The following is a 24,336-nucleotide window of genomic DNA, read 5'->3' as shown; positions in this document are numbered from 1 at the left end:
GGGTGCTACCGGTCGACGGGGCCCGTGTGCAGCACGGCCGGCGACCGCGGCGGCAGCGAGAGCGTGCCCTCCGCGTAGGTGGTCCGGGCGGGGTCCCAGGCAGCGACGAGCCGGGTACCCTCCGGCAGGCCCGCGACGTCGAGGGAGGCGGGCTCGGTCCCGGTGACCAGCGCGACGGCGGTGCGGCCGCGGCGGCCGAGCAGCGTCGTCCCGTCCGTGCGCACCTCCACGGGGAGGTCGCGGTCCGCCGAGGCGGCCGGCCGCAGACCGACCAGCGTCCGGGTCCAGGCGACGAGCCTCCGCGACCGGGCGTCCCGCGCCGGGACGGGGACGTGCTCGGTGTCGAGCACCGGCGGCGTGCCGGCGAGGATCGCGAACGTGAGCAGGCAGGCGCGGTCGTCGTCGGTGACCCCCGCCGCGAGGTCCGCGTCGAGCGCGTCGGGGGTCCAGGGCACGGAGCGGTTGGCCGCCGGCAGCCGCGTGAGGTCCCGCACGAGCACCGAGGACGCGCGCTGGGTGGCCCGGTGGGCGCGCCGGAGGCTCGGCGGGCGCCAGGGGGACGTCGTGGGCGGGAAGACGTCCTGCGCGAGGCGCCGCAGGTCCTGGGCGCGGTCGTCGTCGCCGGGCGCGGCGAGGATGTCGTGCACGACGGTGGTCAGCCGGTCGCTGCGGCCCGGACCGTCCACGAGCAGCGCGACACGGCGGCCGAGCTGCTCGCCGAGCCGGTGGACGTCCTCCGCGAGCTCGCCCAGGAACGGCATCGCGGACCGGTCGACGAGCGCCTCGACGTCGAGCAGCAGCCCGTCGACGTGGAAGTCCCGCAGCCACCGTTCGGCGTCCGCCACGAGGAAGTCGCGCGGGCCGCGGCTGCCGCTGCCGTCGAGGTTGAGCCGCGGGCTGTCCGAGCCGGCGGGCCCGGGCCGGGCCCCGGTGCGGGGGCCGATCCGCGACCCCGTCGCGTAGGGGCCGAAGGCGTGCAGGCCCAGCCCGTCGGCGACGGCCCACCGGTGCGGGGCGTCGAGCACGACGGCGAGGCCGTGCGCGTGCGCGCGGTCGACGAAGCGCAGGAGCGCCCGGGGGCCGCCGAACGGCTCGTGCACCGCGAACAGGCGGACGCCCGCGGCGGGGCCGAGGTCGGCGTCGAACGCGGCGACGGGGGAGAGCTCGACGCCCACGACGCCCGCGTCCGCGACCTCGCCCAGCCGGTCGGCGGCCGCGTCGAGCGTGCCCTCGGGGGTGAACGTGGGGACGTCGACGCGCAGGAGGGCGCCGACGTCGAGGTCAGTCCCGCGCCAGGCGGCGTCGGTCCAGGGGAAGTCGGGGTCGAGCACGCGGGAGGGCCCGCGCACCCCGTGCGGGAGCCAGGTGCTGCAGGGGTCGGGCACGGGGGTGGCCCCGTCGATCGAGAACGCGTAGTCCGTGCCGGCCGACAGCTCGGCGTCGGCGCGCCAGTAGCCGGGCTCGTGCGCGCCCACGAGGCGCAGCGGGAGCCGTTCGCCCGTGGCGGGCAGCACCACCTCGACGGTGTGCGCCCTCGGCGCCCACACGAACGGGCGCGGCCCGGGCCACCGGTCCTTGGTCCGCGGGAGCGGGGGAGGGGGTCCGGTCGCCGCCCTGTCGGCAAGGCCTGGATCGGCAGCGGTCACGGCGGACACTCTAGCCACGGGCACCGACCTTCGCGGCCCCAGTCCACCGGGTCGGACGTGACGTCGGCGACGGCCCGGGCAGGGGCCGTGCGGCGGCCGCCCGGACGTCGTCCAGGAGGCGGCGAGACGGTGACGACGTGGCGGTCAGGTCGTGGAAATACTGTGCCAAGCGCGGGCGGCCCGTGCGGGCTGCTGCTAGACCTGGGCCCATGAGCACGCACGACACGGAGGCCGTCACCCCGGCGCCGGTGGACATGTTGGACGAGTCGATCGCCTCGCAGGCGCGGCTGGCACCCCGGCGCCGCCCGCTGGACGAGCGGCCCGGTGACCCGCGGGCGGGAGGGGACGCGGCGAAGGCGCCGGCGTCCCTCTCGGCCGCCGAGCTCGGCCCGATCGAGGGGGCCTCGAGCGGAGTCTCCTGGGACGACCCCGACGAGCTCTGACCGCGCCGACGGCGCCGCCGCCCCGGCTCAGCGGGGGAGGCGGTCCGCGTCGACCGGCACGAGCCGAGGCATCCCGGCGGGGGCGACGTGGCTCAGCGCGACGTAGCGGGCCTCCGCGCGGTGCAGGCGGATGTGCTCGTCGAGGGACCAGTCCGGCCCGTTGGTGAGCACCATCCCGCACGAGCAGTCGATCTCGACCACGCCGCCGGCCGCGTGCCGCACCTGTCCCACGGTGACGTGCGACGCCCTGGCCCGCGCCTTGGCCCGGTGCATCGTCGCGGAGACGGGGTCGGGGGAGCCGGCGAGCGGCTCGTCGACAGGGGCGGGCGAGGCGTGATCCACGCGGGCGAGCCTAGTGCGTGTGCGCGATGCCGAGCTCGTGCATCCGCTCGTGCTGCTCCCGGGCGGCCTGGCGCGCGGCGATGCGTGCCTGCACCTCCTCGCGGCGCAGCGGCGGCACCGTCTTCGGCGGCTGGCGGCGGGCGGGGAGCTCGCCGAGCAGGCGCGTGACGATCTCCGCGATCTGGTCGGTGGCCTCGTCGCACGGCTCGCGCGTGGCGGCGCCGGCCGAGCGTTGGACGCCCGTCACCTTGCGGACGAACTGCTCCGCCGCGGCCCGGATCTCGTCGTCGGTGGCGGGCGGCTCGAGCCCCCGCAGGGTCGTGATGTTGCGGCACATGCCCTCGACGCTACGCCGCGGGGGTGACGAGGGGGTGACGAGGGCGACGGGCCCGGAGACGAGAGAAGCCGTCCCGGTGGTCCGGGACGGCTTCGTGCTGGTGGGCGATACTGGGATCGAACCAGTGACCTCTTCCGTGTCAGGGAAGCGCGCTACCGCTGCGCCAATCGCCCAAACGGCTGCTGCGCCCCCGTCAGGGAATGCAGAGCTCTGAGCGGATGACGGGACTCGAACCCGCGACCCTCACCTTGGCAAGGTGATGCTCTACCAACTGAGCCACATCCGCACGACCAAGAACTCCGGGCTTCCCCGGCCTCTCGGCGCCTGAGGAACATTACCCGTCCGGGGGCGCGCTGGTCCAATCGCGACCGTGTGACCTGCGACGCCGTGCGTCGGTCCCGCTGCGGCCCGACGACGACCCGGCCGGCCGTTGCGCTCGCGCTCGCGCCCGCGAGGCCCGATGCTGCCAGCGGGACAGCGCATCGACGACGACGTCGGGGCGAGGCGGGCGGACGGAGGCGCATGGGCGAGGACCAGGTCGAGGTCCAGGGCGAGTCGCGCGACGAGACCCAGGACGGCGGGGCGGTGGCCCCGCGGCGACGGCGGGGCTGGCGGCAGCGGCTCGCCGCGATCCTGCACGGTTCCGGCGGGGGCGGCCGACCGCAGCCCGCGCCGCGCCACGTCGTCGACCCGGACCTCGTGCCCCTCCTGACCGAGCTCGGCGTGGGCCTGCTCGACGCCGGGCAGGCCACCAACGAGGTCGAGGACGCGCTCCGGCAGATCTCGCGGACCCGCGGCGAGGCCGAGGTGCGCGCGTTCGTCGTGCCGACCGGGGTGATGGTGCAGGTCGACGAGCCGGACGACGTCCGCACGTACTACGAGAGCTCGACCGGTTCCGGCTTCCACCTGGACCAGGTCGGCGCGCTCGACACCCTCGTCGACGACGTCGCCCAGGCGCGGGTGTCGCTGCGGGACGCCCGCGCCCGCCTGGCCGAGATCGCCGCCGCCCCCGCGCGGTTCGGGCCGGTGGTGGCGGTGCTCGGGCACGTGCTGCTGTCCGTCGGGTTCGCCCTGCTCCAGCAGCCCACCGCCGGCTCCGTCGCCGGGGTCGCGGCGCTCGGCCTCGTCGTCGGCGTCCTGCAGGTGAGCGTGCCCCGGGGCAGCGCGATCGCGAACGCGCTGCCCGTCCTCGCGTCGTTCCTCGTCACGGTCCTCGCGATCGGGGTCGTCGGCCCGCTGGTGGACGCCGGCCTCGTGGACCTGGTCGCGCCGCCGCTGGTCAGCCTCCTGCCCGGCGCCGCGCTCACGACCGCCACGATGGAGCTCACGCACCACCAGGTCGTCTCCGGCGCGAGCCGCCTGGTGTACGGCCTCGGCCAGCTGCTGCTCCTCGCCTTCGGGGTCGTGGCGGGCGTGGCGGCGGTCGGGACGCCGGACCCCGTCGCCGGCTCGCCGCTGCCGGCCTGGGTCGCGTACGTCGGCGTGGCGCTGGTCGCCGGGGGAGACGTGCTCTTCTCCTCGGCGCCGCGCTGGTCGCTGGGCTGGATCGCCCTCACCCTGTACGCGGCGTTCGTCGCGCAGGCCGCGGGCGCCGTGCTCCTGTCGCCGCAGCTCTCGGGCTTCCTCGGCGGGTTCGTCCTCGTGGTCGTGGCGCGGCTGGTCGCGCGGGCGCCGACGGGCCCGTCGCGGCTCGTGACGACGCTGCCGGGGTTCTGGCTGCTCGTGCCCGGCTCGCTGGGCTTCATCGGCATCTCGGAGGTGGCGACGTCGGGCGCGCAGGCGGTGACGGAGCTCGTCGACATGGTGCTGGCGCTGTTCGCGATCGCGCTCGGGATCATGACCGGCACCGCGGTGTCGCGGCAGGCGTCGACGCTCACCCGGACCCTGTACCGCCACGCCCCCGACCTGCGGAACGACAGGAGACGCTCATGACCGGGTCCACGGAGGCGCCGACGTCGCGCCGCTGGCTCTCTCTCGCCGGGATCTGCACGGGAGCCGGCATCGTCTGGCTGGCGTTCGCGGACCTCGGGGTCGCGATCCCGACGATCGCCGACGAGATGGACGCCGACATGAGCGCCCTGCAGTGGGCCAACAACGCGTTCAGCCTGGTCACCGGCGCCCTCGTCATCGCCGCCGGGCGGTTCGGCGACATCTTCGGGCGCCGCCGGATGCTGCTGGCCGGCGTGGTCCTCTTCGCCGCCTTCTCGGTGGTCGGGGCCCTCGCCCCGGGCATCCCGGCGCTGATCGCCGGGCGCGGCCTCATGGGCGTCGGCGCCGCGCTGATCCTGCCCGCGACGCTCGCGCTCATCCCGCCGCAGTTCTCCGGGCGGGCGCAGCTCACCGCGTTCGGGGTGTGGCAGGCCGTCGCCTGGGGCGGGCAGGCGGTGGGGCCCGCGATCGGCGGCGCCGTCACCGACGGCCTCGGCTGGCGGTGGCTGTTCTGGCTCAACATCCCCCTCGCCGCCGTGGCGTACCTCGTGGTGCGCGGCGTGACGCCCGAGTCGAAGGACCCGGGCGCCTCCCGCCGGATCGACTGGCCGGGCCTCGTGACGATCGGGCTCGCCGTGTTCGCGCTGCTGTACGCCCTGACCGCCGGCCCGAGCGCCGGGTGGGGGAGCCCGCTCGTGGTCGGCATGCTCGCGGGGGCGGTGCTCCTCGCCGGCGCCTGGTTCCTCGTCGAGTCGCGCACCCGCGACCCGCTCGTGGACCTCCGCCTGTTCCGGCTGCGGCCCTACGACGGCGCCCTGACGGCGAACCTCACCATGAACCTCGCCTTCGCGGGGCTCAGCTACATCCTCGTGCTGTGGCTGCAGAACGTGCGCGGCTACGACGCCGTCGAGGCCGGGATGCTGATGCTGCCGTCCACGCTCGGCATCTTCCTGCTCATCCCGCTGGGCGGGCGGCTCAACGCGCGCGTCGGGGCCCGGCTTCCCGTGGTCGTGGGCCTGGTCGTCATGAGCGCGGGCCTGCTGGCGCTCGGCGCCATCGCGACCGACTCGCCGCTGTGGCAGATGGGCGCGGCGCTCGTCGTCGTGGGCCTCGGGCTCGGCCTCCTGTCCACGCCGATCTCCGCGACCGCGGTCGGCGACGTGCCGCCCGACCTCGACGGCGCGGCCGCCGGGGTGTTCAAGATGAGCAGCATGGTGGGCGGCGCCGTGGGTGTCGCGGTGGTCTCCGCGCTCGGGCGCGGGCTCAGCGCGCGGGACTGGCACGCCGCGGCCGCCGCGCAGGGCCTCGGCGAGACGGACATCGCCTCCGTGCAGGCCGCGCTCGTCAACTCGTCGTCGTTCCAGGACGCGGTGGCCTCGCTGCCGCAGTCCGCCCGGCAGCAGGTCACCGACGCCGTGGTCGAGGCCTTCACGACCGGGGTCGGCGGCGCGATGGTCGCCGTCGGAGTCCTGTCGCTCGTCGTCACCGTCGTGGTGCTCCTGGTCTGGCCCCGGCCGCGGGCGCGGCGTCCGGCGGCGCCCTGAGGCCGGCGCGGGGACGACGAAGCCCCCTGACCGGGTCCCGGTCAGGGGGCTTCGTCGTGCTGGTGGGCGATACTGGGATCGAACCAGTGACCTCTTCCGTGTCAGGGAAGCGCGCTACCGCTGCGCCAATCGCCCGTGCTGCGAGGTGGGTACGGGATTCGAACCCGTGTATACGGCTTTGCAGGCCGCTGCCTCGCCTCTCGGCCAACCCACCTTGAGACGTGCTCTCCCGACGCTCGAAGCGAGTCGATCAGAGAGTGGGCCTCCGAGCGGATGACGGGACTCGAACCCGCGACCCTCACCTTGGCAAGGTGATGCTCTACCAACTGAGCCACATCCGCGCGACCAGGACCAGGACACCGTGCGGTGCCCGCCGTTCTGGCGCGCCCCAAACATTAGTGGACCCTTGACGGTCCGTCCAATCGCCCCCGCCGGGCGTCCCTGGGAAGCCGTTAGCGTGCTCCTGTGACCGAGCCGACCTCCTGGGCCACCTTCGCCGGACGCCGCGCCACGCGCGCCGTCGAGTGCGTCGACCTCGCCGAGCACCCCGAGCGGCTGGACGACGGCCTGTGGTTCGTCGTCGTCGACTTCGAGGCCGGCCTGGGACGCGACGGCGCCTCGCGACCGGGCGGCCGCGCCCGCGCGTGGCGGTTCGCCGACGTGGCCCCCGACCGCCCCGCCCCGGCGGGCCGGGGCGACGCCTGGCGCGGTCCCGCGCCGTCGGGCTGGCGGACGTCGGCGGGCCGGGAGGAGTACGTGCGCGCGGTGGGGACGGTCCGCGAGCGCGTCCGCCGCGGCGACGTCTACCAGGTGAACGTCTGCCGGGTGCTCTCCGCGGCCCTGCCCGCCCGCGGGACGGGCGACGACGCCGTCGAGCCGGACGCCGCGGCCCTCGCCGCGCGCCTCGCGGCCGGGAACCCCGCCCCGTACGGGGCCGCCGTGCACGTCCCCGCGGCGAGCGGCCTCGACCCCGTGTGGGTGGTGAGCGCCTCTCCGGAGCTGTACCTGTCGCTCGACGACGCGCGGGGCGTCGAGGGAGGTGGCGCGGCGGTGCTCGGCTCGGGCCCGATCAAGGGGACCGCCCGCACGCCGGACGGGCTCACGGCCAAGGACCGCGCCGAGAACGTCATGATCACCGACCTCGTGCGCAACGACCTGCAGCGCGTGTGCCGCCCCGGCACGGTGGACGTCACCGACCTGCTCGCGGTCGAGGAGCACCCCGGCCTCGTCCACCTCGTCTCCCGCGTGCGCGGCGAGCTGGAGCCGGCCGTGGCGGGTCCCGGCCGGTGGGGCCGGGTGCTGGAGGCCACGTTCCCGCCGGGGTCGGTGTCGGGGGCGCCCAAGTCGTCGGCGCTGCGCCTCATCGCCGAGCTCGAGACGGAGGCCCGCGGCCCCTACTGCGGCGCCGTCGGCTGGGTGGACGGCACCGCCGGCCGGGCCGAGCTGGCCGTCGGGATCCGCACCTTCTGGTGGGCCGACGAGCCCGGCGGCGGCGTGCTGCGTTTCGGCACCGGCGCCGGGATCACCTGGGGGAGCGACCCCGATCGGGAGTGGGAGGAGACCGAGCTCAAGGCCGCGCGCCTGGTCGGGCTGGCGTCGTCCGGGGAAGGCACGGTGCGCGCCGACCGATGAGTCCGGCCCGTCGCCGCCGTCGAACGGGCATGACACAGGTGACGTGCGACATCGGGATCTCGCTGGACGGCTACTCCGCGGGGGTCAACCAGAGGGAGGACCAGCCCTTCGGGGACGGGGTCGGCGGCGGCGAGCAGCTCCACGCGTGGATGTTCGACCATGCCGACGCGCACCGCGCCGAGCTCGACGCGATCGTCGCCGCGGGCGCGTTCGTCATGGGGCGCAACATGTTCACCCCCGGGCGCGGTGACTGGGACCTCGGCTGGCGCGGCTGGTGGGGCGAGGACCCGCCGTACCACGCGCCCGTCTTCGTGCTCACCCACCACGAGCGCGAGCCGCTCGAGATGGACGGCGGCACCACGTTCCACTTCGTCACCGGCGGGCCGCAGGAGGCGCTCGCCCGGGCGCGCGAGGCCGCCGGCGAGCGCGACGTGTCCATCGCGGGCGGCGCGTCGACCGTCAACCAGTTCCTCGCCGCCGACCTCCTCGACGAGCTACGGCTGCACATCGCGCCCGTCGTCCTGGACGTGGAGGGCGTGCGCCTGTTCGACGGCGTCGGGAACCACGCGCTGCGCGGCGCGGGAGGGCGGGTCACGCCCGAGGTGACGCACCTGGTGCTGCGGCGCTGAACGGCGGCAGCGTCCCCGGGTCACGACGTCACTCGGGGACGTTGCCCGTGTCGTGGCCCAGCAGGTACGGGGTCGTGACTCCCTCGTACATGAGGTGCGCGACGAGGCCCTCGGTCGCGTGGGGCAGGTTGTGGCAGTGGTCCATCCAGATCCCGGGGTTGTCGGCGACGAAGGCCACGTCGTAGAACTCGCCGTCGCCGACCTCGAGGGAGTCCACCCACCACGGGCTGCCGGTGGCCGGCACGCCGTCGCGGGACAGCACGACGACGTGGTGACCGTGCAGGTGCATCGGGTGCGGCTCCCCGCTGCGGTTGTCGATCCGCATCCGCACGACGTCCCCCTCCGCGACCGTGAACATGGGCACGTCCGGGTAGGTGTGCCCGTTGACGGTCCAGTGCATGCCGGGCTTGCCGTCGAGGAACCCCGGCGCGCGCCCGATGACGTAGTCGAACGACCGGTCCGCGGTGCCCGGGTCGAGCTCGAGCGGCGCCGGCGTGCCGTACGAGAGAGGGTCCAGCGACGTCGCGGGACGCCGCGTGCGGGCGGCGTCGGCGCCCTGCGGCCCGAGGACGAGCGCCGCCGACCCGCCCAGCTCGACGCGTGCGGCCGACCCGTCGGCGGGCGCGACGACGAGGAGGTCCGCGCGACCGCCGGCCGGGACCGTCACGGCCTGGTCGGTCACCTCTGCGGGGGAGTGGACGTCCGTCCCGTCGACCGCCAGGAGGCGGAACGGGGCCCCGCTCACCCACACCGACAGGGTGCCGTTGTCGGTGTTGACGACGCGCACGCGGGCCGCGCGGCCGGGCGCCAGCTCGACGGGCAGGTCCCCGACCGTCCCCTGCACCGTCCGCCGCGAGCCGTACTGGTGCACGACGACGGGTACGTCCACGGCGTCGTCGAGCAGCCGGGCCACGGCGGGGCCGCCGGCAGGACGGGCACCCGGGGCCGGCTCGACCACCAGCGCCCCCAGCAGCCCCTTGCGGACCTGCTCGTGCGACACCTGGTGCGAGTGGTACCAGTACGTGCCCGCGTCCTCGGCGACGAACCGGTACGTGAAGGACCCGCCGACGGGCACCGCGTCCTGCGTCACCCCCGCCACGCCGTCCGCCGCGCCCGGCACGTCCACGCCGTGCCAGTGCAGCGTGGCGCCGTCGGGCACGCCGGCGTTGACGAAGCGCACCTCGACGAGGTCGCCCTGGACGGCGCGCACCGTCGGGCCGGGCGTCGTGCCGTTCACGGTGTACGCGTCGACGGTCACGCCCGGCGCGATGTCCACGCGCTCGGCGCGGGCGGTGAGGGTGACCTGCACGTCCGCCGGACCGGGCGGAGCCACCAGGGTGTCGACGCTCACCCCGGCAGCGGTGTGCGCGCCCTGCCCGCCGTGCCCCTCGTGGCCGTCGAGGCTCGTCACGCGAGGCCCGCTGCCCCGCTCGGACGCGCCCGCACCGGTCACGGAGAACTGCCCGGGCACGCGGCTGGTCTGCCACAGCAGCAGCACGGGGACCAGGACGGCAGCCGCCACCACGCCCGCGACCACGCGGCGCAGCACCGGCGACGTGCGGCCCTTCATCGCGGGCGCCTCAGGGGGCCAGGCCCTCGGCGGGCGTCGCGGCGACCGCCGCCGTCGTGCGGACCGCGCGGCCACGCGCCGCCACCCGCCAGCCCGTATAGAGCGCGACGCCGAACAGGAGCAGCGCGTTCACCCCGTGCAGGCCGCCGAGGAACGGGACGCTGTGCCCGGCCAGGCCGAGGGTGACCTGGAGCACGACCAGCAGAAGGATCGCCAGCCCCCACCGCCACGCGCCGCGCACCCCCGCGAAGAACGACGCGACGAACGTCAGGAGCGCCAGGACCGGCAGGACCATCGTCCCGTTCATCCCGTGCAGCAGCATCCCGTTCTGCTCGGGGAACACCTGCTCGCCGGCGAACACCTGCTCCATCGCCGCCTGGTCGAGCACGCCGCCCTCGTCGATGTAGAGGCCCATGCCCGCGACCGCGTAGACGATCACGGCGGCCTGGACGACGACGCCCGCGGCGACGAGGTAGGCGAGCGTGCGGAAGACCTGTCTCATCGGGACCACCTCGAGGACGTGGGGCCACGCCGTCGTGGCCCGTCTCTTGATGGTGAGCCGCTCGCGTCTCGCGCTGCTACGCGGCGCCGGGGTGAACACGGGGGTGAAGTCGTCGGGGCGCGCAGTCCGTGAGGTCGGGCACACTGGCCCCATGAGTCTGGTGATCTGGGCGGAGGGCCGCCTCGTCGGTCAGGGAGAGGCGGCGCTCAGCGCCGTCGACCACGGCATCACGGTCGGGGACGGGGTCTTCGAGACGTGCACGGTCTTCGACGGGCAGGCGTTCGCGCTGTCGCGGCACCTGCGCCGCCTCGCGCGGTCCGCGACGGGCCTCGGCCTCGCCGCGCCCGACGAGCAGAAGGTGCGCGACGGCGTCGCCGCCGTGCTCGCCGAGGCCGTGCGGGCCGACGGCCCGTTCGACGGCCGCCTGCGCATCACCGTGACCGGCGGGATCGGCCCGCTCGGCTCCGGGCGCGTCGACGCCCCCGAGACCGTGGTCGTGGCCGTGCAGGACTCGGCCATGGCGCCCACCTCGCGCTCGGCCCGCTCGCCCTGGCCGCGCAACGAGCGGTCCGCCGTCGCGGGCCTCAAGACCACGTCGTACGCCGAGAACGTGGTGGCGCTCGCGGACGCGGTGCGCAAGGGCGGCGACGAGTCGATCCTGCCGAACACGGTGGGCGACCTGTGCGAGGGCACCGGCTCGAACGTGTTCGTGGAGCGCGACGGCGAGCTGGTCACGCCCACCCTCGAGTCCGGGTGCCTCGCCGGCATCACCCGCGCGCTCGCGCTCGAGTGGGCCGCCGAGGAGGGCCTGCCCGTCCGCGAGGCCAAGGAGGGCGAGCTGCCCTTCACCGTGCTGGACGAGGTGACCCAGGGCCGGTCGCAGCTCACGCTCACGTCGTCGGGGCGCAACGTGCAGCCCGTGGTCTGGCTCGACGGCGCGGACGTCGCCGTGGGCGACGTGTCGCGCGCGGTGCGCGAGGTGTTCGAGCGCAACTGCCGCGAGCGCCTCGACCCCTGAACCCCGTCGTCCCTGCTCGTCGGGGAGCCGCGCCGCGGCGGGCCGGTTTGAGTCGTCGCCCGATCTGTGGCTAATATCGTCCACGCACCGGGCGATTGGCGCAGTGGTAGCGCGCTTCGTTCACACCGAAGAGGTCACTGGTTCGAACCCAGTATCGCCCACCCGTGAGCAAGGCCCCCTGATCAGCGAGAACGCTGAGCAGGGGGCCTTCGTCGTCCCCCGGCGAGACCGGTCGCCGGGCCCCGGTGCCGGGGCGCGGGCCGCGCGGCCGACCTCAGGCGGCGCGGGCGCGGTAGGCCGACGGCGATGCCCCGTGGGCGCGGGCGAACTGGCGGGAGAAGTACAGCGGGTCGGGGTACCCGCACGCCTGGGCGACGGTGGCGACGGGCAGGTCGGTGGAGTCCAGGAGCTCGCGCGCCCGGGCCAGGCGAAGCCGCGTCTGGTACTGCAGCGGGGACGCGCCGACCTGGGCGCGGAACCGGGCGCCGAGCTGCGACGGGCTGAGCCCGACCATCGCCGCCAGGGCGGTGACGGAGGTGCGCCGCGGGGTGGTGGCCCGCAGGTGCTCGACGGCACGCTCCACGGGGTCCGGGGCGGGGCCCGGGGAGCGGCGCCCGGTCGCGACGACGTGGGCGAGGGCGTGCCACGCCGCCCCGGTGGCCCGGACCAGGCCGCCCGCCGTGCCGTCGTCGAGGGCGTCGAGGACCTGCGAGACCAGGCTCGCGACGGCAGCCGGGTCGCGCAGGTGCGAGACGGGTCCGCCCGCGGCGTCCCGGGCGGCGCGGGCGAGCTCGTCGGCGTCGGGGCCGGCCGCGTGCAGCCACCACAGCGTCCAGGGGTCGTGCTCGTCGGCGGCGTACTCGTGCGGCGCGCCGGCGGGGAGGACGACGACGTCCCCCGGGCGCACGTCGGACCTCCCGTCCGGGGTGCGGCACCAGCCCGCCCCGTCCGTGCAGACCAGCAGGACGTGCTCCCGGGCGCCGTCGGGCCTCGACCTCCCGTGGCGCGCGGCGTGCGGGAAGAACCCCGCGTCCGTCACGACCAGGCGCCCGGTCACGGGCCGCGCGAGGGCCGCGCGGACCGTCGGGCGGGGCAGGACGACCATGCGCTGACCGGCGAACCCGTCGCGGAGCGCGTCGCCGCCCGTGGCCGTCGTTTCGTCCATGCGCGCCAGGGAATCGCCCATCGCCCAGCGGCGTCAAGCCGCCTACGGTCGGGGCATGCCCGACCAGGAGTCCCGGATCGTCCTGCCGCCCGCCCCGGGCGGGCTCGCCGGCCACCCCGTGCGCGGCTGGCGCGAGCCGGTGTCCATCGACACCTACGACATCGGCGAGCCGGACCGGTACCCGGCCTACCTGGACCAGCGCGTGTACCAGGGCTCGTCGGGGGCCGTGTACCCGATGCCGTTCGTCGAACACGTCGAGCGGACCAAGGCGCCGCGGGACTGGGACGCCGTCCACCTCGAGAACGCGTACGTGCGGCTCATGGTGCTGCCCGAGCTCGGCGGGCGCATCCACGTGGGCCTGGACCGCACCCGCGGCTACGACTTCTTCTACCGCAACGACGTGATCAAGCCGGCGCTGGTCGGGCTGCTCGGGCCGTGGGTCTCGGGCGGGGTCGAGCTCAACTGGCCGCAGCACCACCGGCCCGCCACCTACCTGCCGACCGAGTCGTGGATCGAGGAGGAGCCCGACGGCGCGGTCACCGTCTGGTGCTCCGACCACGACCCGTTCGCGCGCATGCAGGGGATGCACGGGGTGCGGCTGCGCCCGGACAGCGCGCTCGTCGAGCTGCGGGTCCGCCTCGTCAACCGCACCGACGACGTCCAGACGTTCCTGTGGTGGGCCAACGTCGCCGCGGCCGTCCACGACGACTACCAGGCCTTCTTCCCGACCGACGTCACGGTGGTCGCCGACCACGCCAAGCGCGCGGTGACGACGTTCCCCGCGGCGTCGGGCCGCTACTACGGGGTCGACTACCCGTCGCGGCGCACCGCGGAGCGCCCGGACGGGGACCGCCTGGACCGGTACCGCAACATCCCGGTGCCGACGTCGTACATGTGCCTGGGCTCGCAGGACGACTTCTTCGGCGGCTACGACCACGCCGCGCGCGCCGGGTTCGTGCACTGGGCGGACCACCGCATCGCGCCCGGGAAGAAGATGTGGACCTGGGGGGACGCGCCGTTCGGCCGGGCGTGGGACCGGCACCTCACGGACACGAACGGCCCGTACGTGGAGCTCATGGCCGGGGTCTTCACCGACAACCAGCCCGACTTCGCGTTCCTGCGCCCGGGGGAGACGACGGCGTTCTCGCAGTACTGGTACCCGATCCAGGACGTGGGTCCCGTGCACCAGGCGACGCGCGAGGCGGCCGTCCGGCTGGACGTCGGGCACGGCCCAGCGGGCGGCCCCGCGGCCGTGCGCGTCGGGGTCGCCGTGACCTCCCCGCGGCCGGGGGCACGGGTCGTGCTGCGCGCCGGGGACGCGGTGCTGCTCGACGAGCGGGCCGACGTCGCGCCCGGCTCCCCGCTGGTGCGCGAGCTGGCCGGGCCGGCCGGCGTCGACCCCGCCGCGTACGAGCTGGTCGTCGAGCACGGCGGCACGGCCCTCGTGACCTGGCGGCCGCGGCCCGCGGCCGACCCCGGGGCGGCCGCGGTCGAGCCGGCGAGCGAGCCGCCCGCGCCGGCCGACCTCGCGTCGGCGGACGAGCTGTACGTCACCGGCCTGCACCTGGAGCAGTACCGGCACGCGACGCGGTCGCCCGAGCCGTACTGGCTCGAGGCGCTGCGCCGGGACCCGGGCGACGCGCGCTGCGCCACGGCGCTCGCGGCCCGCCGGGCCCGCGCCGGGCGCCTCGAGGAGGCCGAGCGGCTGCTGCGCACCGCGACGGCGCGGCTCACGACGCGCAACCCCAACCCCCGCGACGGCGAGGCGCACTACCGGCTGGGGCTGGTCCTCGCCCGGCAGGGCCGGACGGCCGCGGCCCGCGAGGCCCTGGGCACGGCGTCGTGGGACCAGGCCTGGCGGGACGCGGCGGCCGTCGCGACGGTGCGGCTCGACCTCGCCGAGGGGCGCGACGCCGCCGCCGGCGAGCAGCTCGAGGGCCTGCTGCGCCGCAGCCCCGAGCACGTCCAGGCGCGCAACCTCGCGACGGTCCGCGCGCTGCGGGCGGGCGACGCGGACGCCGCCCGGGACCTGCTGCGCGGGACGCTCGCCGTCGACCCGCTCGACGCCTGGGCCCGCGACCTCGCCGCCCGCGCCGGCCTCGACGCCGGCCCGACCGGCACGACCGGCACGATCGGCCCGACGCCGGACCCGACCGTTGCGCTGGACGTCGCCCTGGAGCACGCGTCGGCAGGGGAGACCGCGGCCGCCGTCGACCTGCTCGAGGACGTCGCGACCCGACCGTCGCCGGGCGGGCAGCGCGACGTGCGGGCCCTCGCGCTGCTGCACCGCGCCGACCTCGAGCTCGCCCGCGGCGACCGGGCGGCCGCCACCGACGCGCTCGAGCGGGCCCGGCGCGCCCCGCGGGACCGGGCGTTCCCGGCCGCGACCGACGACGACGCCCTGGCCCGGCTGCGCGCCGCCTGGCCGCACGACCCGCTCGTGGCGGGGCTGGCGGGCCACCGGCTCTACGCGGCGGGGCGGCACGCGGACGCGGTCGCCGCGTGGGAGGTCGCCGCGGCCGGCGACGGGACCGACCCGGTGGTGCTGCGGAACCTCGGCGTCGCCGCCCAGAACGTGCGCGGCGACGCGGACGCGGCGGCCGGCTGGTACGCCCGGGCGCGGGCCCTCGCCCCCGACGACGCGCGCCTGCTGTACGAGGCCGACCAGCTCGAGGCCCGGCGCGGCACCGCCGCGGCGCGCCGCCTCGCGACGCTGCTCGAGCGGCCCGACCTGGTCGCCGCCCGCGACGACCTGTGCGTGCAGCTCGCCGAGCTCCTCACCGCCGCCGGTCGCGCCGCGGAGGCGGTCGACGTCCTGGCCGGGCGGTCCTTCCAGCCCTGGGAGGGCGGGGAGGGGCGCGTGCTCGCCGCGTGGGACGCCGCGCACCTCGACCTCGGCCGGCGCGCGCTGGACGGCGGCGACGCCGCGAGCGCCCTCGCGCACGCCACGGCGGCACTCGTCCCCCCGGAGTCCCTCGGGGAGGCGCGGCACCCGCTCGCGACCACCGCCGACCTGCACCTGCTGCTCGGCGACGCGCTCGCCGCTGCCGGCGGGGCCCGGGACGACGAGGCCCGCGACGCGTGGCGGACCGCCGCCACCCAGCAGGGCGACTTCGAGGGCATGGCCGTCCGGGCGTACTCGGAGCGGACGGCGGCGTCCGTGCTCGCCCTGCGCCGGCTGGGCCGCGACGACGAGGCCCGGCGGCTCCGCGACGGGCTCGCCCGGTACGTCGAGGCGGAGGCCGGACGTCGTGCGACCGTCGACTACTTCGCCACCTCGCTGCCCGCGATGCTGCTGTTCACCCGCGACGTCCAGCAGGACCACGACGAGCGCGTCCGGGCCCTGCGCGACCAGCTCGCCGCCCTCGACCGCGCACCCGCCACGGACCGGCACCGCACCGGCGCCGCGCCGGCCTGACCTGCCCCGCTGCTCGAAGGAGAGACATGCCCGACGACCTGGCGCGCCGCCGCTCCGCACCCCACCGCGTGGTGGTCGCTCGCCCGGCGCCGCCGCGCCGCGGCCACCTCGGGCTGGGCGACCCGCCCGGGACGCCGGACGCGGTGGCGGTGACCGGCCGGCACCTCGAGCGGGCCGGCCGCCCCTGGCTGCCCGTGACCGGCGAGGTGCACCACTCCCGCATCCCGCGGCGGCGGTGGTCCGAGGTGCTGGGGCACGCGCGGGCGGGCGGGCTCGACACCGTGGCCACTTATGTCTTCTGGCAGGCGCACGAGCCCACGCCCGGCGAGTTCCGCTGGGACGGCGACCTCGACCTGCGCGCGTTCGTCGAGCTCGCGGGGCGCCACGGGCTCGACGTCGTGGTGCGCATGGGCCCGTGGGCCCACGGCGAGGCGCGGCACGGCGGCTTCCCCGACTGGCTCGTCGCGCGCAGCCAGGCCACCGGGATGGCGACCCGGACGAACGACCCGGCCTACCTGGAGCTCGTGCGCGCCTTCTTCGCGCAGACGGTCGCGCAGCTCACGGGGCTCGCGCACGCCGAGGGCGGCCCCGTCGTCGGCGCGCAGATGGACAACGAGCTGTACGACCAGCCCGAGCACCTGGCCACGCTGCGGCGCACGGCCGAGGAGCTGGGGCTGCGCGTGCCGCTGTGGACCGCGACGGGCTGGGGCGGTGCGCAGGTGCCGGCCACGCTGCTGCCGGTGTACAGCGCGTACGCGGACGGGTTCTGGGAGGACGCCGGCACCGCGTGGCCCGCGTTCGCGCCCGTGCACTTCCGGTACTCCGCCGTGCGCGACGACCTCGGCGTCGGCGCCGACCTGCGCGAGGCCCTCGACGGCGTGGTCGTGACGCCGGGCGCCGTGCCGCTCGACGGCGCACCACCGCCGGACGGCGACGCCCTCCCGTACGTCACCTGCGAGCTCGGCGGGGGGATGCACGTGGCCTACCACCGGCGTCCGCTCGTGACCCCCGAGGACGTGGCCGCGCTCGCGCTCGCGAAGCTCGGCAGCGGCTCCGTCTGGCAGGGGTACTACATGTACGCCGGCGGCACCCAGCGCACCGGGGGGCACGGCACCGAGCAGGAGTCGCACGCCACCGGCTACCCCAACGACGTGCCCACCCGCACCTACGACTTCGGCGCCCCGGTGGGGGAGCACGGCCAGGTGCGCCGCCACCACCACCTGCTGCGCCGCCAGCACCTGTGGCTCCAGGAGGACGGCCCGGCGCTCGCGGCCATGACGGCGACGGTGGGCGGCGGCAGCGAGGACCCCGGCGAGCTGCGCTGGTCGGTGCGGTCGGACTCCCGCCGCGGGTACCTGTTCCTCACCACCTACCAGCCGGCCCGCCGCCCGCTGGCGGCACAGCCGGGCGTGCAGGTGGAGGTGGTGCTGGACGACGCGGCCGTCGTCGTCCCGTCCCGCCCGGTGGACCTGCCGGCCGGCGTCTCGGTCGCGTGGCCGCTGCGGTTCCCGCTGGGCGCCGGGCTGGTGCTGCGCAGCGCGACGGCGCAGGTCCTCACGCGGCTCCCGGACGGCCCCGGCGTGGACGGCACGGGCGACGGGCTCGTCGTGCTGGTCGCGACCGACGGCGTGCCGGTGGAGCTGGTGCTCGACGGCGACGTCGACGCGACCGGCCCGGTGGCCGCCCGCCGCGAGGACGGTGCGACCGTCGTCGACCTCACGGGCGGCCCCGGCCCGGACGCCGTGGTCGGGCTGCGTGCCCCGTCCGGAGGCCCCGGCGTCCGCGTGCTGGTGCTCGACGAGGCCACGGCGGACCGGCTCTACCGGCTGGACGTGCTCGGCCGCGAGCGGCTCGTGCTCTGCGAGGCCCCGGTGCAGGCGCTGGACGGCGCGCTCGTCGTGCACACGGACGCCCCGGCCGTGACGGTGTCGCTGCTGCCCGCGCCCGCCGGCCTCGTCGCGTCGTCGGCCGACGGCGCCGACGTCGCCCGGGTGGCCCCGGCTCCCGCCGGCCCGGACCGCGGCGCCGGCACCCTCTGGACCTCGTGGACCGTGGCGGTGCCCGGGGCGGGGACCCGCCGTCTCGCGACGGACCTGCGCCCGCACGCCCCCGCCCCGCCGGATCCCGCGCGCGGCGGGCCGATGGACCGGCTCAGCGCGCCGACCGACTTCGCCGGCGCCGCCCGCGTGCACCTCGACGTGCCCGCCGGCGCGCTCGTGGACGTCGACCGTGCGCTGCTGCGCGTCGCGTGGACCGGGGACGTCGGGCGCGCCGTGCTGCACCGCGCCGGCGGCGACGAGGTCGTGGGCGACCACTTCTGGCACGGCCGGGACTGGGACGTCGACCTCACGCCCTGGCGCGACGACGTCGCCCGGGGCGGCCTGACGCTCGAGCTGCTGCCCTGGCGGCGCGCCACCGGCGTCTGGGTCGACCCGTCCGTGCGCGACGTGCCCGACGGGATCGCCGTCGCGGCGGTGGACGTCGTCCGCGTGGCGCGCGTGGTGCTGGTGGCGGGGGAGGACGCGTGAGCGCCGGGACGGCCCGCATGGTGACCGGCGCCGGGCAGGCGACGCCCACGGCCGGCCCCGGCCGGGCCGCGGTGCCCGCGCACCTGCCCCCGCGCCTGGCGATCACGCTCTGGGACTTCTCCTGGTACGTGCGCACCGGGCCGGGGGAGCCGTTCCAGGACCTGGACGCGGCGTTCGCCCGCGCCGCGGAGCTGGGGTACAACGCCGTGCGGGCCTGCGTGATGCCGTTCCTGCTGTTCCGCTCCGGCCTCGACACGACGGCGCTGCGGCTCGGGCCGATCGGCGGCGGCTACGCGTCGCGGGTGCGCTGGTACGACGTGCGGGAGCCGACGACGATCGACGCCCGCGCGCACCTGCTGGACCTGTTCCGCGGCGCCGACCGGCACGGCCTGACCGTGATCGCGTCGTCCTGGGAGTACCAGCAGAGCCCGGCGTTCGCCGTCGACCGCGCCTGGTACGACGCCCTCGACGCCGTCGATCCCGAGGAACGGCTGACCGTGCTCGGCGAGGCGATGGCCGACCTCGTCGACCTGCTGCGGGCCGAGGGGCTGGACCACGTCCTCGCGTACGTCGAGCCGCACAACGAGGTCCAGGCGGGGCACCTCACCGCCGGGCTGCCGGGCGTCGAGGACCCCGTGGTGGAGCTGCGCGGGCGGCTCGAGCGCGGGATCGCCGCCTTCTCCGCGCGCCACCCCGACGTGCTGTGCGGGCCGAACTACGCCGCCGTCCCGGTCACCGCGATGCGCGGACTGCCCCGCAACGCCGGGGTGCTCGGCGTGCATCCCTACGTGTACGGCGTGCTGGACGACCTGGTCCGCGAGTTCGCGCTGCGCGGCGACCCCGCGGACTTCCCGCAGGACCGGGCCGACGCCGAGCTGCTGCGGCCGGGGGCGCCGCGGCTGGACGAGTGGGCACCGCCGGCCGACGAGGAGTGGAAGCGGCGCGCGTCGATCGTCGGCCACGCCGAGATCTACCTGCACGACTGGTGCGACCCGCAGGCGGTCGACCGGTGGCTGTACGAGCGGTACGGCGCGCACCGCCTCGCCATGGCGGAGCGCCTGCGCGAGTGGATCGGCGTCGCCGCCGACCACGCCGCGCGGCTCGGCGTCCCGCTCGTGCTCGGGGAGGGCTGGGTCGGCTACACCCCGCGCGACACCCGCTTCGAGGAGGGGCCGGTCGGGGCGCAGATCTGCCGCGACGCCGTCCGGCACGCGGACGCGGTCGGCGCGTGGGGCTCCGTCGTGTGCTCGAACGCGGCCCCGCAGCACGCCATGTGGCTCGACGAGGAGCTGCAGCGGGAGTGCACGGCCGTCATCCGCGGCCTGCGGTAGCGCGCCGGGCCGCGCTACTCACCCGGGGCCCGCGTCCCCACCCCTCGGGCGCGGGCCCTACTGAACGACGCCCGCGCGCCGCGCATCGAAGCGCTTGCGCACCTGAGTAGCGGGTGCCGGCCGCGCAGGCTCCTTGCATCGAGACCACCGATGCGAACGGAGCCCGTCGTGACCACCCAGCAGCCGCAGCCCGGACGTCGACCGACGCCCGGCCCGCGCGACCGCCGGCCCGCCGGCGCCGTGCGGCGTGCGGACACGCGGGCCGCCCTCGTGGCGGTCGTGCTGGTGTGCCTCGCGGGTGCCTCGTGGCTCGTGCGGTCCGCCGTCGTCGGCGACCCGGGCGCGCTCACCGACATGGACGGGCGCCAGGTGGTCCTCGAGCACGCCCCCGACGCGACGGGCGCGCAGGCCGCGCCGACCGGCGGTCACTTCGTCGCCCCCGAGCAGGGGCTCGACGTCCCGCTCCTCGCGATGACCGTCACCGGCCAGGTCGTCAACCCGCCCTCGCTGGTCGACGCCTACCTGCTGCGCGGGTACGGCTCGCCGACCGACCCCGGCTCGGGGCTGGTCGTCGTGGCCATGCACGCCGTGCGGGACGGGCACGCGCCCGGGAACGCCTTCGTGGACCCGGACGAGGGCGCGCAGGTGTCGCTCGACGCCGGGGACCCGCTCGTCGTGGACGGCGTGGCCTACGCCGTCGACGGGGTCGAGGTGCTCGGCAAGGACCGGGCGGCGCAGTCCCTGTGGGACGACGCGCCCGCCCGCGACGGCGAGCTGCTGGTCCTCACGTGCCTCCAGCGCCCCGGCACCGCCGGCGCCGCCGCCGAGAACCTCGTCGTGCACGCCACGCGCACGACCCGGGCCGGCGCCTGACCCTCCATACCCACCAGACCGACAGACCCCACCGACCCCACCGACCCACCCACCGAAGGAGAACATCATGGCCAGCAGGAAGACCAAGGGAATCGTCGCCGGCGTCGCCGGCGGGGCGCTGCTGCTCGGCGCGGGCGGGACGTTCTCGCTCTGGGCCGACCAGGAGCAGCACCCCGGCGGCACGATCACCCCCGGCCACCTGAACGTCGACGCCGGGCCCGTGACCTGGTACGACTCGTCGCCGGACCGCCTGGACCCCACGGTCTCGTACACCCCCGGGATCGGCCAGTGGCAGGACTACAACCTGGGCCAGGAGGCCACCTGGAACGGCGTCTCGACCGACTTCGCCGGCTGGTCGGGGGAGATCGAGGGCCTCGAGAAGGACCCGAACATGTGGCGGATCGTCCCCGGGGACCAGTTCTTCGGCCTCACCACCGTCAAGGTCCAGACCGAGGGCGACAACATGCGGGCGCACCTCCGGGTCGAGACCCCGGGCGTCAGCGGCGACCTCGCCGAGGCGACCGGCCTGCGCTACCTCGTGGTCCGCCACGGGGGCGGGCAGGAGATGGGCGAGGCCCGGCCGCTGAACGAGCCGGTCGACGTCCCCGTCGAAGGCACCTACGGCGACGCCTTCGAGGTCCTCATCATCGGCGACTTCTCGGAGAACATCTCCGGCGGCCCCGGCGACCAGATGAGCCTCATGGGCCCGGACACCATGGCCCAGCTCGACAACCTCACGGTCACCCTCGAGCAGGTCCGCTGACCGCACCGCCGGCGCGGCACCCGACCCCTCGAGGGCAGGGTGCCCGTCGGCCTGGCCCTTCGGCGGCCCCCAGGACAGGAGCAGGACCATGACACGCAGACGCGCGGCCGCGCTGACGGCCGCCGTTCTCTCCGCCGTGCTGCTCGCGGGCGGGGCGGGCGGGACCGCCGCCCGGTGGCACGCCGCGGCGCACGCCCCGGTGGGCTCCGTGGCGAGCGGCCGGCTCGCCGTCGACGTCGCCGACGGCCGGTGGGACCTCGACCCTGGGCAGCTGGAGACGCTCGAGCCCAACGCGAGCGTCGTGGGCACCTACGACGTCACGATCGACCTGCGCGGCACGAACCTGGTGTCCGACGTCGAGCTGGCGATCCCTGCGTGGGAGGGCAGCGACAACGTGCTCCTGGCCGCGCTGGACGTCGACCAGGTCGTGGACGTCGCCGGCGGTGGCACCGTGCCGTGGGGTCAGCCCTTCACCGTCGTGCCGCAGGGGCACGCCGACGCCGGCGGGGGCGGACCCGTCGTCGAGGCCGACGCCGACGGCGAGGTCGCCCTCCGGGTGACCGTCACCATCGGCGTGCCCGCCTGGCTCGGGAACGAGTTCCAGGGGAAGACGCTCCCGGACGCCGAGCTCACGGCGACGGCGGCCCAGGTGCGCGGCGGCGGCACGGCGGGCCTCTGGGACGACACCGACGCGGCGCCCCTCCCCCGGATCGGGACGGGAACGCTCGGCGTCGAGATCGAGCGCAAGGCCACCGCCGCGGACGACACGGCTCCGGACGAGAAGGCCTCGGACGAGAAGGCCCCGGACGAGGCGGACGTCACGCCGGCGCCGGACGACGAGTCACCGGCCGGGCCGGACCCGACCGCGGTGCCGGACGACCCGGCCCCGACGACGACGGAGCCACCCGACCCGGAGGACGCCGACCCGGCCGCGCCGTCGCCCGACACCCACACGACCGCCCCGGCCCCGGACGACGACCTCGCGCCCGCGAACGAGCGCGCGGGCGGCGCGACGACCGACGAGACCGACGGGCCGCGGTCCGCCGCCGGCACCGCCGAGGAGGACTCATGAGCACCGTCGAGAACGCTGCCGCACGGCCGACCTCGCCGCCGCCGGGCGGCGCGCGCACCGAGGCCGAGAGCAGCGCGGCCGACACCAGCCCGGCCGGGACCACCACGGCGCCGCCGGCACGCCGGTCGGCGTGGGGACGGATCTCCTCGGCGGCGCTGACCGTCGTGGTGGTGGCGCTGCTCGCGCTGGCGGCCGCGGTGGTGCTGGTGCCCCGGTTGCTGGGCGCCGTGCCGCTGACCGTCCTGTCGGGGTCCATGGAGCCGGCGCTCTCCCCGGGCGACGTGGTGGTGACCCGGCCCGTCGACGCGGACCAGATCCGCGTCGGGGACGTGATCACCTTCCAGCCCGAGTCCGAGGACCCGACGCTCATCACCCACCGGGTGACCGGCGTCCGGACCGGCGCCGAGCCCCGCTTCGTCACGCAGGGCGACGCCAACGGTGCGCCGGACGCGCCGATCGCCGCCGACCAGGTGATGGGCCGCGTGGCCTACTCGGTGCCGTACGTGGGGCACCTGACCAACGCGTCGTGGGCCCCGCAGGCCGTGACCGGCATCGCCGTGCTGCTGATCGCCTACGCGCTGGTGTCCGTGCTGGTCCCGGCCCGGCGACCCACCACGAAGGAGGCGCGCGATGCGTGACCTGACGACCACCCGCACCACCACGGCCCGGGACACGCTCGTGCGCGTCCTGGCGCTCGGCACCTGCCTCGGTGTCGCGGCCGGGGTCGGCGGCGCGTCGGCGGCCGCGGCCGCAGGAGGGACCGCGGGGACGGCGGCGGGCGAGGCCGACCCGGCCGTCGTCCTGCCCTGGGACGGCCGGGCGGACGAGGTCATCGTGGTCGACGGCGCCCTGTGGGGCCGCGTCACCGTGGTCCCCGGCGACGGGGACACCCGGTCGGTGCGCGTGCGCAACGACGGGCCCACGGCCGGCGAGCTGACCGCGACCATCGTGGACGCCGCCGCCCTGGACGCCGCGGACGACCCGACCTGGGTCGACGACGCCTTCTACGACGACCTGACGATCAACGGGGTCCCCGCCTCCGTCCTCCACCAGAAGGAGACCCTGATCCAGACGACGCCGCTCGCCGCGGGGGAGAGCACCGACGTGACGCTCACGTTCGCCTTCGACGGGCACACGGGGAACCGGACCGGCGGCGGCTACGACGAGGACGCCGGCGAGATCGTCAACCCCGACGGGGTGGGCCCGCGCGAGTTCGGCTTCGACGTGCTGCTGCGGCTGGCCGGCGACGCCCCCGGTCCGGGCCCCGAGCCGAGCCCGGACCCGAGCCCGGACCCGTCGGGCACGCCGAGCGAGCCCGGGGACCCCGGGCCGTCGACCCCCGCCGCGCCCGGCGGCGGTTCAGGTGGCCAGGGAGCCGGCGGGGAAGGCGTGGCCGACCACCGAGCCGGCGTGACGGGCCCGCTCGCCGCGACGGGCGGGCACGCCCTCGGCCGGGAGGGCTGGCTGCTGCTCGGCGCCGCCGCCCTCGTGCTCGTCGCCGGCGCGTCCGCGTGGGCGGCCCGCCGCCGGGCCGGCTGACGCCGCCCGCCGCCGGGCTCCCAGGCCCTCGGGATCTCGGGATCTCGGGATCTCG

General features: G+C 76.6%; 20 protein-coding genes and 6 tRNA genes. 15 read left to right on the top strand and 11 right to left on the bottom strand.

Going from position 1 to position 24,336, the window contains the following annotated elements:
* Nucleotides 1–5: 5 nt before the first annotated feature.
* Nucleotides 6–1,646, bottom strand: coding sequence for a hypothetical protein (locus tag ACFU9A_RS14020; RefSeq protein WP_430575892.1), 1,641 nt, complete (start codon nucleotides 1,644–1,646; stop codon nucleotides 6–8).
* Nucleotides 1,647–1,855: 209 nt separating this feature from the next.
* Here ACFU9A_RS14020 and ACFU9A_RS14015 point away from each other — a divergent pair, with 209 nt between their 5' ends.
* Entirely contained in the window at nucleotides 1,856–2,089 is a 234-nt protein-coding gene (locus ACFU9A_RS14015; RefSeq protein WP_430575891.1) for a hypothetical protein, read from the top strand.
* A gap of 27 nt (nucleotides 2,090–2,116) precedes the next feature.
* Here ACFU9A_RS14015 and ACFU9A_RS14010 read toward each other — a convergent pair whose 3' ends face one another.
* The 4 genes from ACFU9A_RS14010 to ACFU9A_RS13995 all read right to left on the bottom strand — a co-directional run bounded on the left by ACFU9A_RS14010 (nucleotide 2,117) and on the right by ACFU9A_RS13995 (nucleotide 3,054).
* A complete protein-coding gene (locus ACFU9A_RS14010) occupies nucleotides 2,117–2,431 on the bottom strand; it encodes a hypothetical protein (protein ID WP_430575890.1) in 315 nt (104 codons plus the stop codon).
* 10 nt (nucleotides 2,432–2,441) lie between these two features.
* Nucleotides 2,442–2,768: a DUF2277 domain-containing protein gene (locus tag ACFU9A_RS14005; RefSeq protein ID WP_430575889.1), complete on the bottom strand. Its 327-nt coding sequence runs from the start codon at nucleotides 2,766–2,768 to the stop codon at nucleotides 2,442–2,444.
* A 98-nt stretch (nucleotides 2,769–2,866) separates the two neighbouring features.
* Nucleotides 2,867–2,941: transfer RNA gene (locus tag ACFU9A_RS14000), tRNA-Val, on the bottom strand.
* 40 nt (nucleotides 2,942–2,981) lie between these two features.
* Nucleotides 2,982–3,054, bottom strand: a tRNA-Gly gene (locus tag ACFU9A_RS13995).
* A gap of 236 nt (nucleotides 3,055–3,290) precedes the next feature.
* Here ACFU9A_RS13995 and ACFU9A_RS13990 point away from each other — a divergent pair.
* Both ACFU9A_RS13990 and ACFU9A_RS13985 read left to right on the top strand, forming a co-directional pair.
* The gene (locus ACFU9A_RS13990) at nucleotides 3,291–4,700 is read left to right on the top strand and encodes a threonine/serine exporter ThrE family protein (RefSeq protein WP_430575888.1); all 1,410 of its coding nucleotides are present in this window, start codon (nucleotides 3,291–3,293) and stop codon (nucleotides 4,698–4,700) included.
* Nucleotides 4,697–6,241, top strand: coding sequence for an MFS transporter (locus ACFU9A_RS13985; protein ID WP_430575887.1), 1,545 nt, complete (start codon nucleotides 4,697–4,699; stop codon nucleotides 6,239–6,241). The genes ACFU9A_RS13990 and ACFU9A_RS13985 overlap by 4 nt, the downstream gene beginning before the upstream one ends.
* A 60-nt stretch (nucleotides 6,242–6,301) precedes the next feature.
* Here ACFU9A_RS13985 and ACFU9A_RS13980 read toward each other — a convergent pair.
* The 3 genes from ACFU9A_RS13980 to ACFU9A_RS13970 all read right to left on the bottom strand — a co-directional run bounded on the left by ACFU9A_RS13980 (nucleotide 6,302) and on the right by ACFU9A_RS13970 (nucleotide 6,582).
* Nucleotides 6,302–6,376 (bottom strand) — tRNA-Val (locus ACFU9A_RS13980).
* An 8-nt stretch (nucleotides 6,377–6,384) separates the two neighbouring features.
* A tRNA-Cys gene (locus ACFU9A_RS13975) sits at nucleotides 6,385–6,455 on the bottom strand.
* Nucleotides 6,456–6,509: 54 nt separating this feature from the next.
* Nucleotides 6,510–6,582, bottom strand: a tRNA-Gly gene (locus ACFU9A_RS13970).
* Nucleotides 6,583–6,706: 124 nt separating this feature from the next.
* Between ACFU9A_RS13970 and ACFU9A_RS13965 the strand changes: the two genes are divergently transcribed.
* On the top strand, nucleotides 6,707–7,873 hold the full coding sequence (locus ACFU9A_RS13965) for a chorismate-binding protein (protein ID WP_430575886.1): 1,167 nt from the start codon (nucleotides 6,707–6,709) through the stop codon (nucleotides 7,871–7,873).
* Between the two features lie 29 nt (nucleotides 7,874–7,902).
* On the top strand, nucleotides 7,903–8,502 hold the full coding sequence (locus ACFU9A_RS13960) for a dihydrofolate reductase family protein (RefSeq protein ID WP_430575885.1): 600 nt from the start codon (nucleotides 7,903–7,905) through the stop codon (nucleotides 8,500–8,502).
* 28 nt (nucleotides 8,503–8,530) lie between these two features.
* Here ACFU9A_RS13960 and ACFU9A_RS13955 read toward each other — a convergent pair whose 3' ends face one another.
* Together ACFU9A_RS13955 and ACFU9A_RS13950 are read right to left on the bottom strand one after the other, a co-directional pair.
* Nucleotides 8,531–10,072, bottom strand: coding sequence for a multicopper oxidase family protein (locus ACFU9A_RS13955; RefSeq protein ID WP_430575884.1), 1,542 nt, complete (start codon nucleotides 10,070–10,072; stop codon nucleotides 8,531–8,533).
* Between the two features lie 10 nt (nucleotides 10,073–10,082).
* Nucleotides 10,083–10,574 carry a hypothetical protein gene (locus tag ACFU9A_RS13950; RefSeq protein WP_430575883.1) on the bottom strand — a complete coding sequence of 164 codons (492 nt, stop codon included), beginning with the start codon at nucleotides 10,572–10,574 and terminating at the stop codon, nucleotides 10,083–10,085.
* A gap of 151 nt (nucleotides 10,575–10,725) precedes the next feature.
* Here ACFU9A_RS13950 and ACFU9A_RS13945 point away from each other — a divergent pair, with 151 nt between their 5' ends.
* The gene (locus tag ACFU9A_RS13945) at nucleotides 10,726–11,592 is read left to right on the top strand and encodes an aminotransferase class IV (protein ID WP_430575882.1); all 867 of its coding nucleotides are present in this window, start codon (nucleotides 10,726–10,728) and stop codon (nucleotides 11,590–11,592) included.
* Nucleotides 11,593–11,681: 89 nt separating this feature from the next.
* Nucleotides 11,682–11,753, top strand: a tRNA-Val gene (locus tag ACFU9A_RS13940).
* Nucleotides 11,754–11,866: 113 nt separating this feature from the next.
* On the opposite strand, the gene ACFU9A_RS13935 is transcribed toward ACFU9A_RS13940, so the two are convergent.
* Nucleotides 11,867–12,757, bottom strand: a complete 891-nt coding sequence (locus ACFU9A_RS13935) for a helix-turn-helix domain-containing protein (protein ID WP_430575881.1) — start codon at nucleotides 12,755–12,757, stop codon at nucleotides 11,867–11,869.
* 55 nt (nucleotides 12,758–12,812) lie between these two features.
* Between ACFU9A_RS13935 and ACFU9A_RS13930 the strand changes: the two genes are divergently transcribed.
* The 8 genes from ACFU9A_RS13930 (at nucleotide 12,813) to ACFU9A_RS13895 (ending at nucleotide 24,281) form a co-directional block, all read left to right on the top strand.
* Nucleotides 12,813–16,175, top strand: a complete 3,363-nt coding sequence (locus tag ACFU9A_RS13930) for a DUF5107 domain-containing protein (RefSeq protein WP_430575880.1) — start codon at nucleotides 12,813–12,815, stop codon at nucleotides 16,173–16,175.
* Nucleotides 16,176–16,201: 26 nt separating this feature from the next.
* Nucleotides 16,202–18,703: a beta-galactosidase gene (locus ACFU9A_RS13925; RefSeq protein ID WP_430575879.1), complete on the top strand. Its 2,502-nt coding sequence runs from the start codon at nucleotides 16,202–16,204 to the stop codon at nucleotides 18,701–18,703.
* On the top strand, nucleotides 18,700–20,034 hold the full coding sequence (locus tag ACFU9A_RS13920) for a cellulase-like family protein (RefSeq protein WP_430575878.1): 1,335 nt from the start codon (nucleotides 18,700–18,702) through the stop codon (nucleotides 20,032–20,034). The genes ACFU9A_RS13925 and ACFU9A_RS13920 overlap by 4 nt, the downstream gene beginning before the upstream one ends.
* 168 nt (nucleotides 20,035–20,202) lie before the next feature.
* The gene (locus ACFU9A_RS13915) at nucleotides 20,203–20,907 is read left to right on the top strand and encodes a hypothetical protein (protein WP_430575877.1); all 705 of its coding nucleotides are present in this window, start codon (nucleotides 20,203–20,205) and stop codon (nucleotides 20,905–20,907) included.
* A gap of 67 nt (nucleotides 20,908–20,974) precedes the next feature.
* On the top strand, nucleotides 20,975–21,670 hold the full coding sequence (locus tag ACFU9A_RS13910) for a SipW-dependent-type signal peptide-containing protein (RefSeq protein WP_430575876.1): 696 nt from the start codon (nucleotides 20,975–20,977) through the stop codon (nucleotides 21,668–21,670).
* An 88-nt stretch (nucleotides 21,671–21,758) separates the two neighbouring features.
* A complete protein-coding gene (locus ACFU9A_RS13905) occupies nucleotides 21,759–22,742 on the top strand; it encodes a hypothetical protein (RefSeq protein ID WP_430575875.1) in 984 nt (327 codons plus the stop codon).
* Nucleotides 22,739–23,380, top strand: a complete 642-nt coding sequence (locus tag ACFU9A_RS13900) for a signal peptidase I (RefSeq protein WP_430575874.1) — start codon at nucleotides 22,739–22,741, stop codon at nucleotides 23,378–23,380. The genes ACFU9A_RS13905 and ACFU9A_RS13900 overlap by 4 nt, the downstream gene beginning before the upstream one ends.
* Nucleotides 23,373–24,281, top strand: a complete 909-nt coding sequence (locus ACFU9A_RS13895; RefSeq protein ID WP_430575873.1) for a hypothetical protein — start codon at nucleotides 23,373–23,375, stop codon at nucleotides 24,279–24,281. Before ACFU9A_RS13900 ends, ACFU9A_RS13895 begins: the two co-directional genes overlap by 8 nt.
* Nucleotides 24,282–24,336 lie beyond the last annotated feature (55 nt).

The sequence above is a fragment of the Isoptericola sp. NPDC057653 genome (assembly GCF_042799955.1).
In the GTDB taxonomy this organism is placed as follows: Bacteria; Actinomycetota; Actinomycetes; order Actinomycetales; family Cellulomonadaceae; genus Isoptericola.
The sequence above is the reverse complement of the archived record's forward strand: the minus strand, read 5'-3'. Positions and strand labels throughout refer to the sequence as shown.

What these genes read in the sequence shown, in the direction of transcription:
- ACFU9A_RS14015 (WP_430575891.1), top strand. Translation starts at nt 1,856, where the DNA reads ATGAGCACGCACGACACGGAGGCCGTCACCCCGGCGCCGGTGGACATG.
- ACFU9A_RS14005 (WP_430575889.1), bottom strand. Translation starts at nt 2,768, where the DNA reads ATGTGCCGCAACATCACGACCCTGCGGGGGCTCGAGCCGCCCGCCACC.
- ACFU9A_RS13990 (WP_430575888.1), top strand. Translation starts at nt 3,291, where the DNA reads ATGGGCGAGGACCAGGTCGAGGTCCAGGGCGAGTCGCGCGACGAGACC.
- ACFU9A_RS13985 (WP_430575887.1), top strand. Translation starts at nt 4,697, where the DNA reads ATGACCGGGTCCACGGAGGCGCCGACGTCGCGCCGCTGGCTCTCTCTC.
- ACFU9A_RS13960 (WP_430575885.1), top strand. Translation starts at nt 7,903, where the DNA reads ATGACACAGGTGACGTGCGACATCGGGATCTCGCTGGACGGCTACTCC.
- ACFU9A_RS13955 (WP_430575884.1), bottom strand. Translation starts at nt 10,072, where the DNA reads ATGAAGGGCCGCACGTCGCCGGTGCTGCGCCGCGTGGTCGCGGGCGTG.
- ACFU9A_RS13950 (WP_430575883.1), bottom strand. Translation starts at nt 10,574, where the DNA reads ATGAGACAGGTCTTCCGCACGCTCGCCTACCTCGTCGCCGCGGGCGTC.
- ACFU9A_RS13945 (WP_430575882.1), top strand. Translation starts at nt 10,726, where the DNA reads ATGAGTCTGGTGATCTGGGCGGAGGGCCGCCTCGTCGGTCAGGGAGAG.
- ACFU9A_RS13935 (WP_430575881.1), bottom strand. Translation starts at nt 12,757, where the DNA reads ATGGACGAAACGACGGCCACGGGCGGCGACGCGCTCCGCGACGGGTTC.
- ACFU9A_RS13930 (WP_430575880.1), top strand. Translation starts at nt 12,813, where the DNA reads ATGCCCGACCAGGAGTCCCGGATCGTCCTGCCGCCCGCCCCGGGCGGG.
- ACFU9A_RS13925 (WP_430575879.1), top strand. Translation starts at nt 16,202, where the DNA reads ATGCCCGACGACCTGGCGCGCCGCCGCTCCGCACCCCACCGCGTGGTG.
- ACFU9A_RS13910 (WP_430575876.1), top strand. Translation starts at nt 20,975, where the DNA reads ATGGCCAGCAGGAAGACCAAGGGAATCGTCGCCGGCGTCGCCGGCGGG.
- ACFU9A_RS13905 (WP_430575875.1), top strand. Translation starts at nt 21,759, where the DNA reads ATGACACGCAGACGCGCGGCCGCGCTGACGGCCGCCGTTCTCTCCGCC.
- ACFU9A_RS13900 (WP_430575874.1), top strand. Translation starts at nt 22,739, where the DNA reads ATGAGCACCGTCGAGAACGCTGCCGCACGGCCGACCTCGCCGCCGCCG.
- ACFU9A_RS13895 (WP_430575873.1), top strand. Translation starts at nt 23,373, where the DNA reads ATGCGTGACCTGACGACCACCCGCACCACCACGGCCCGGGACACGCTC.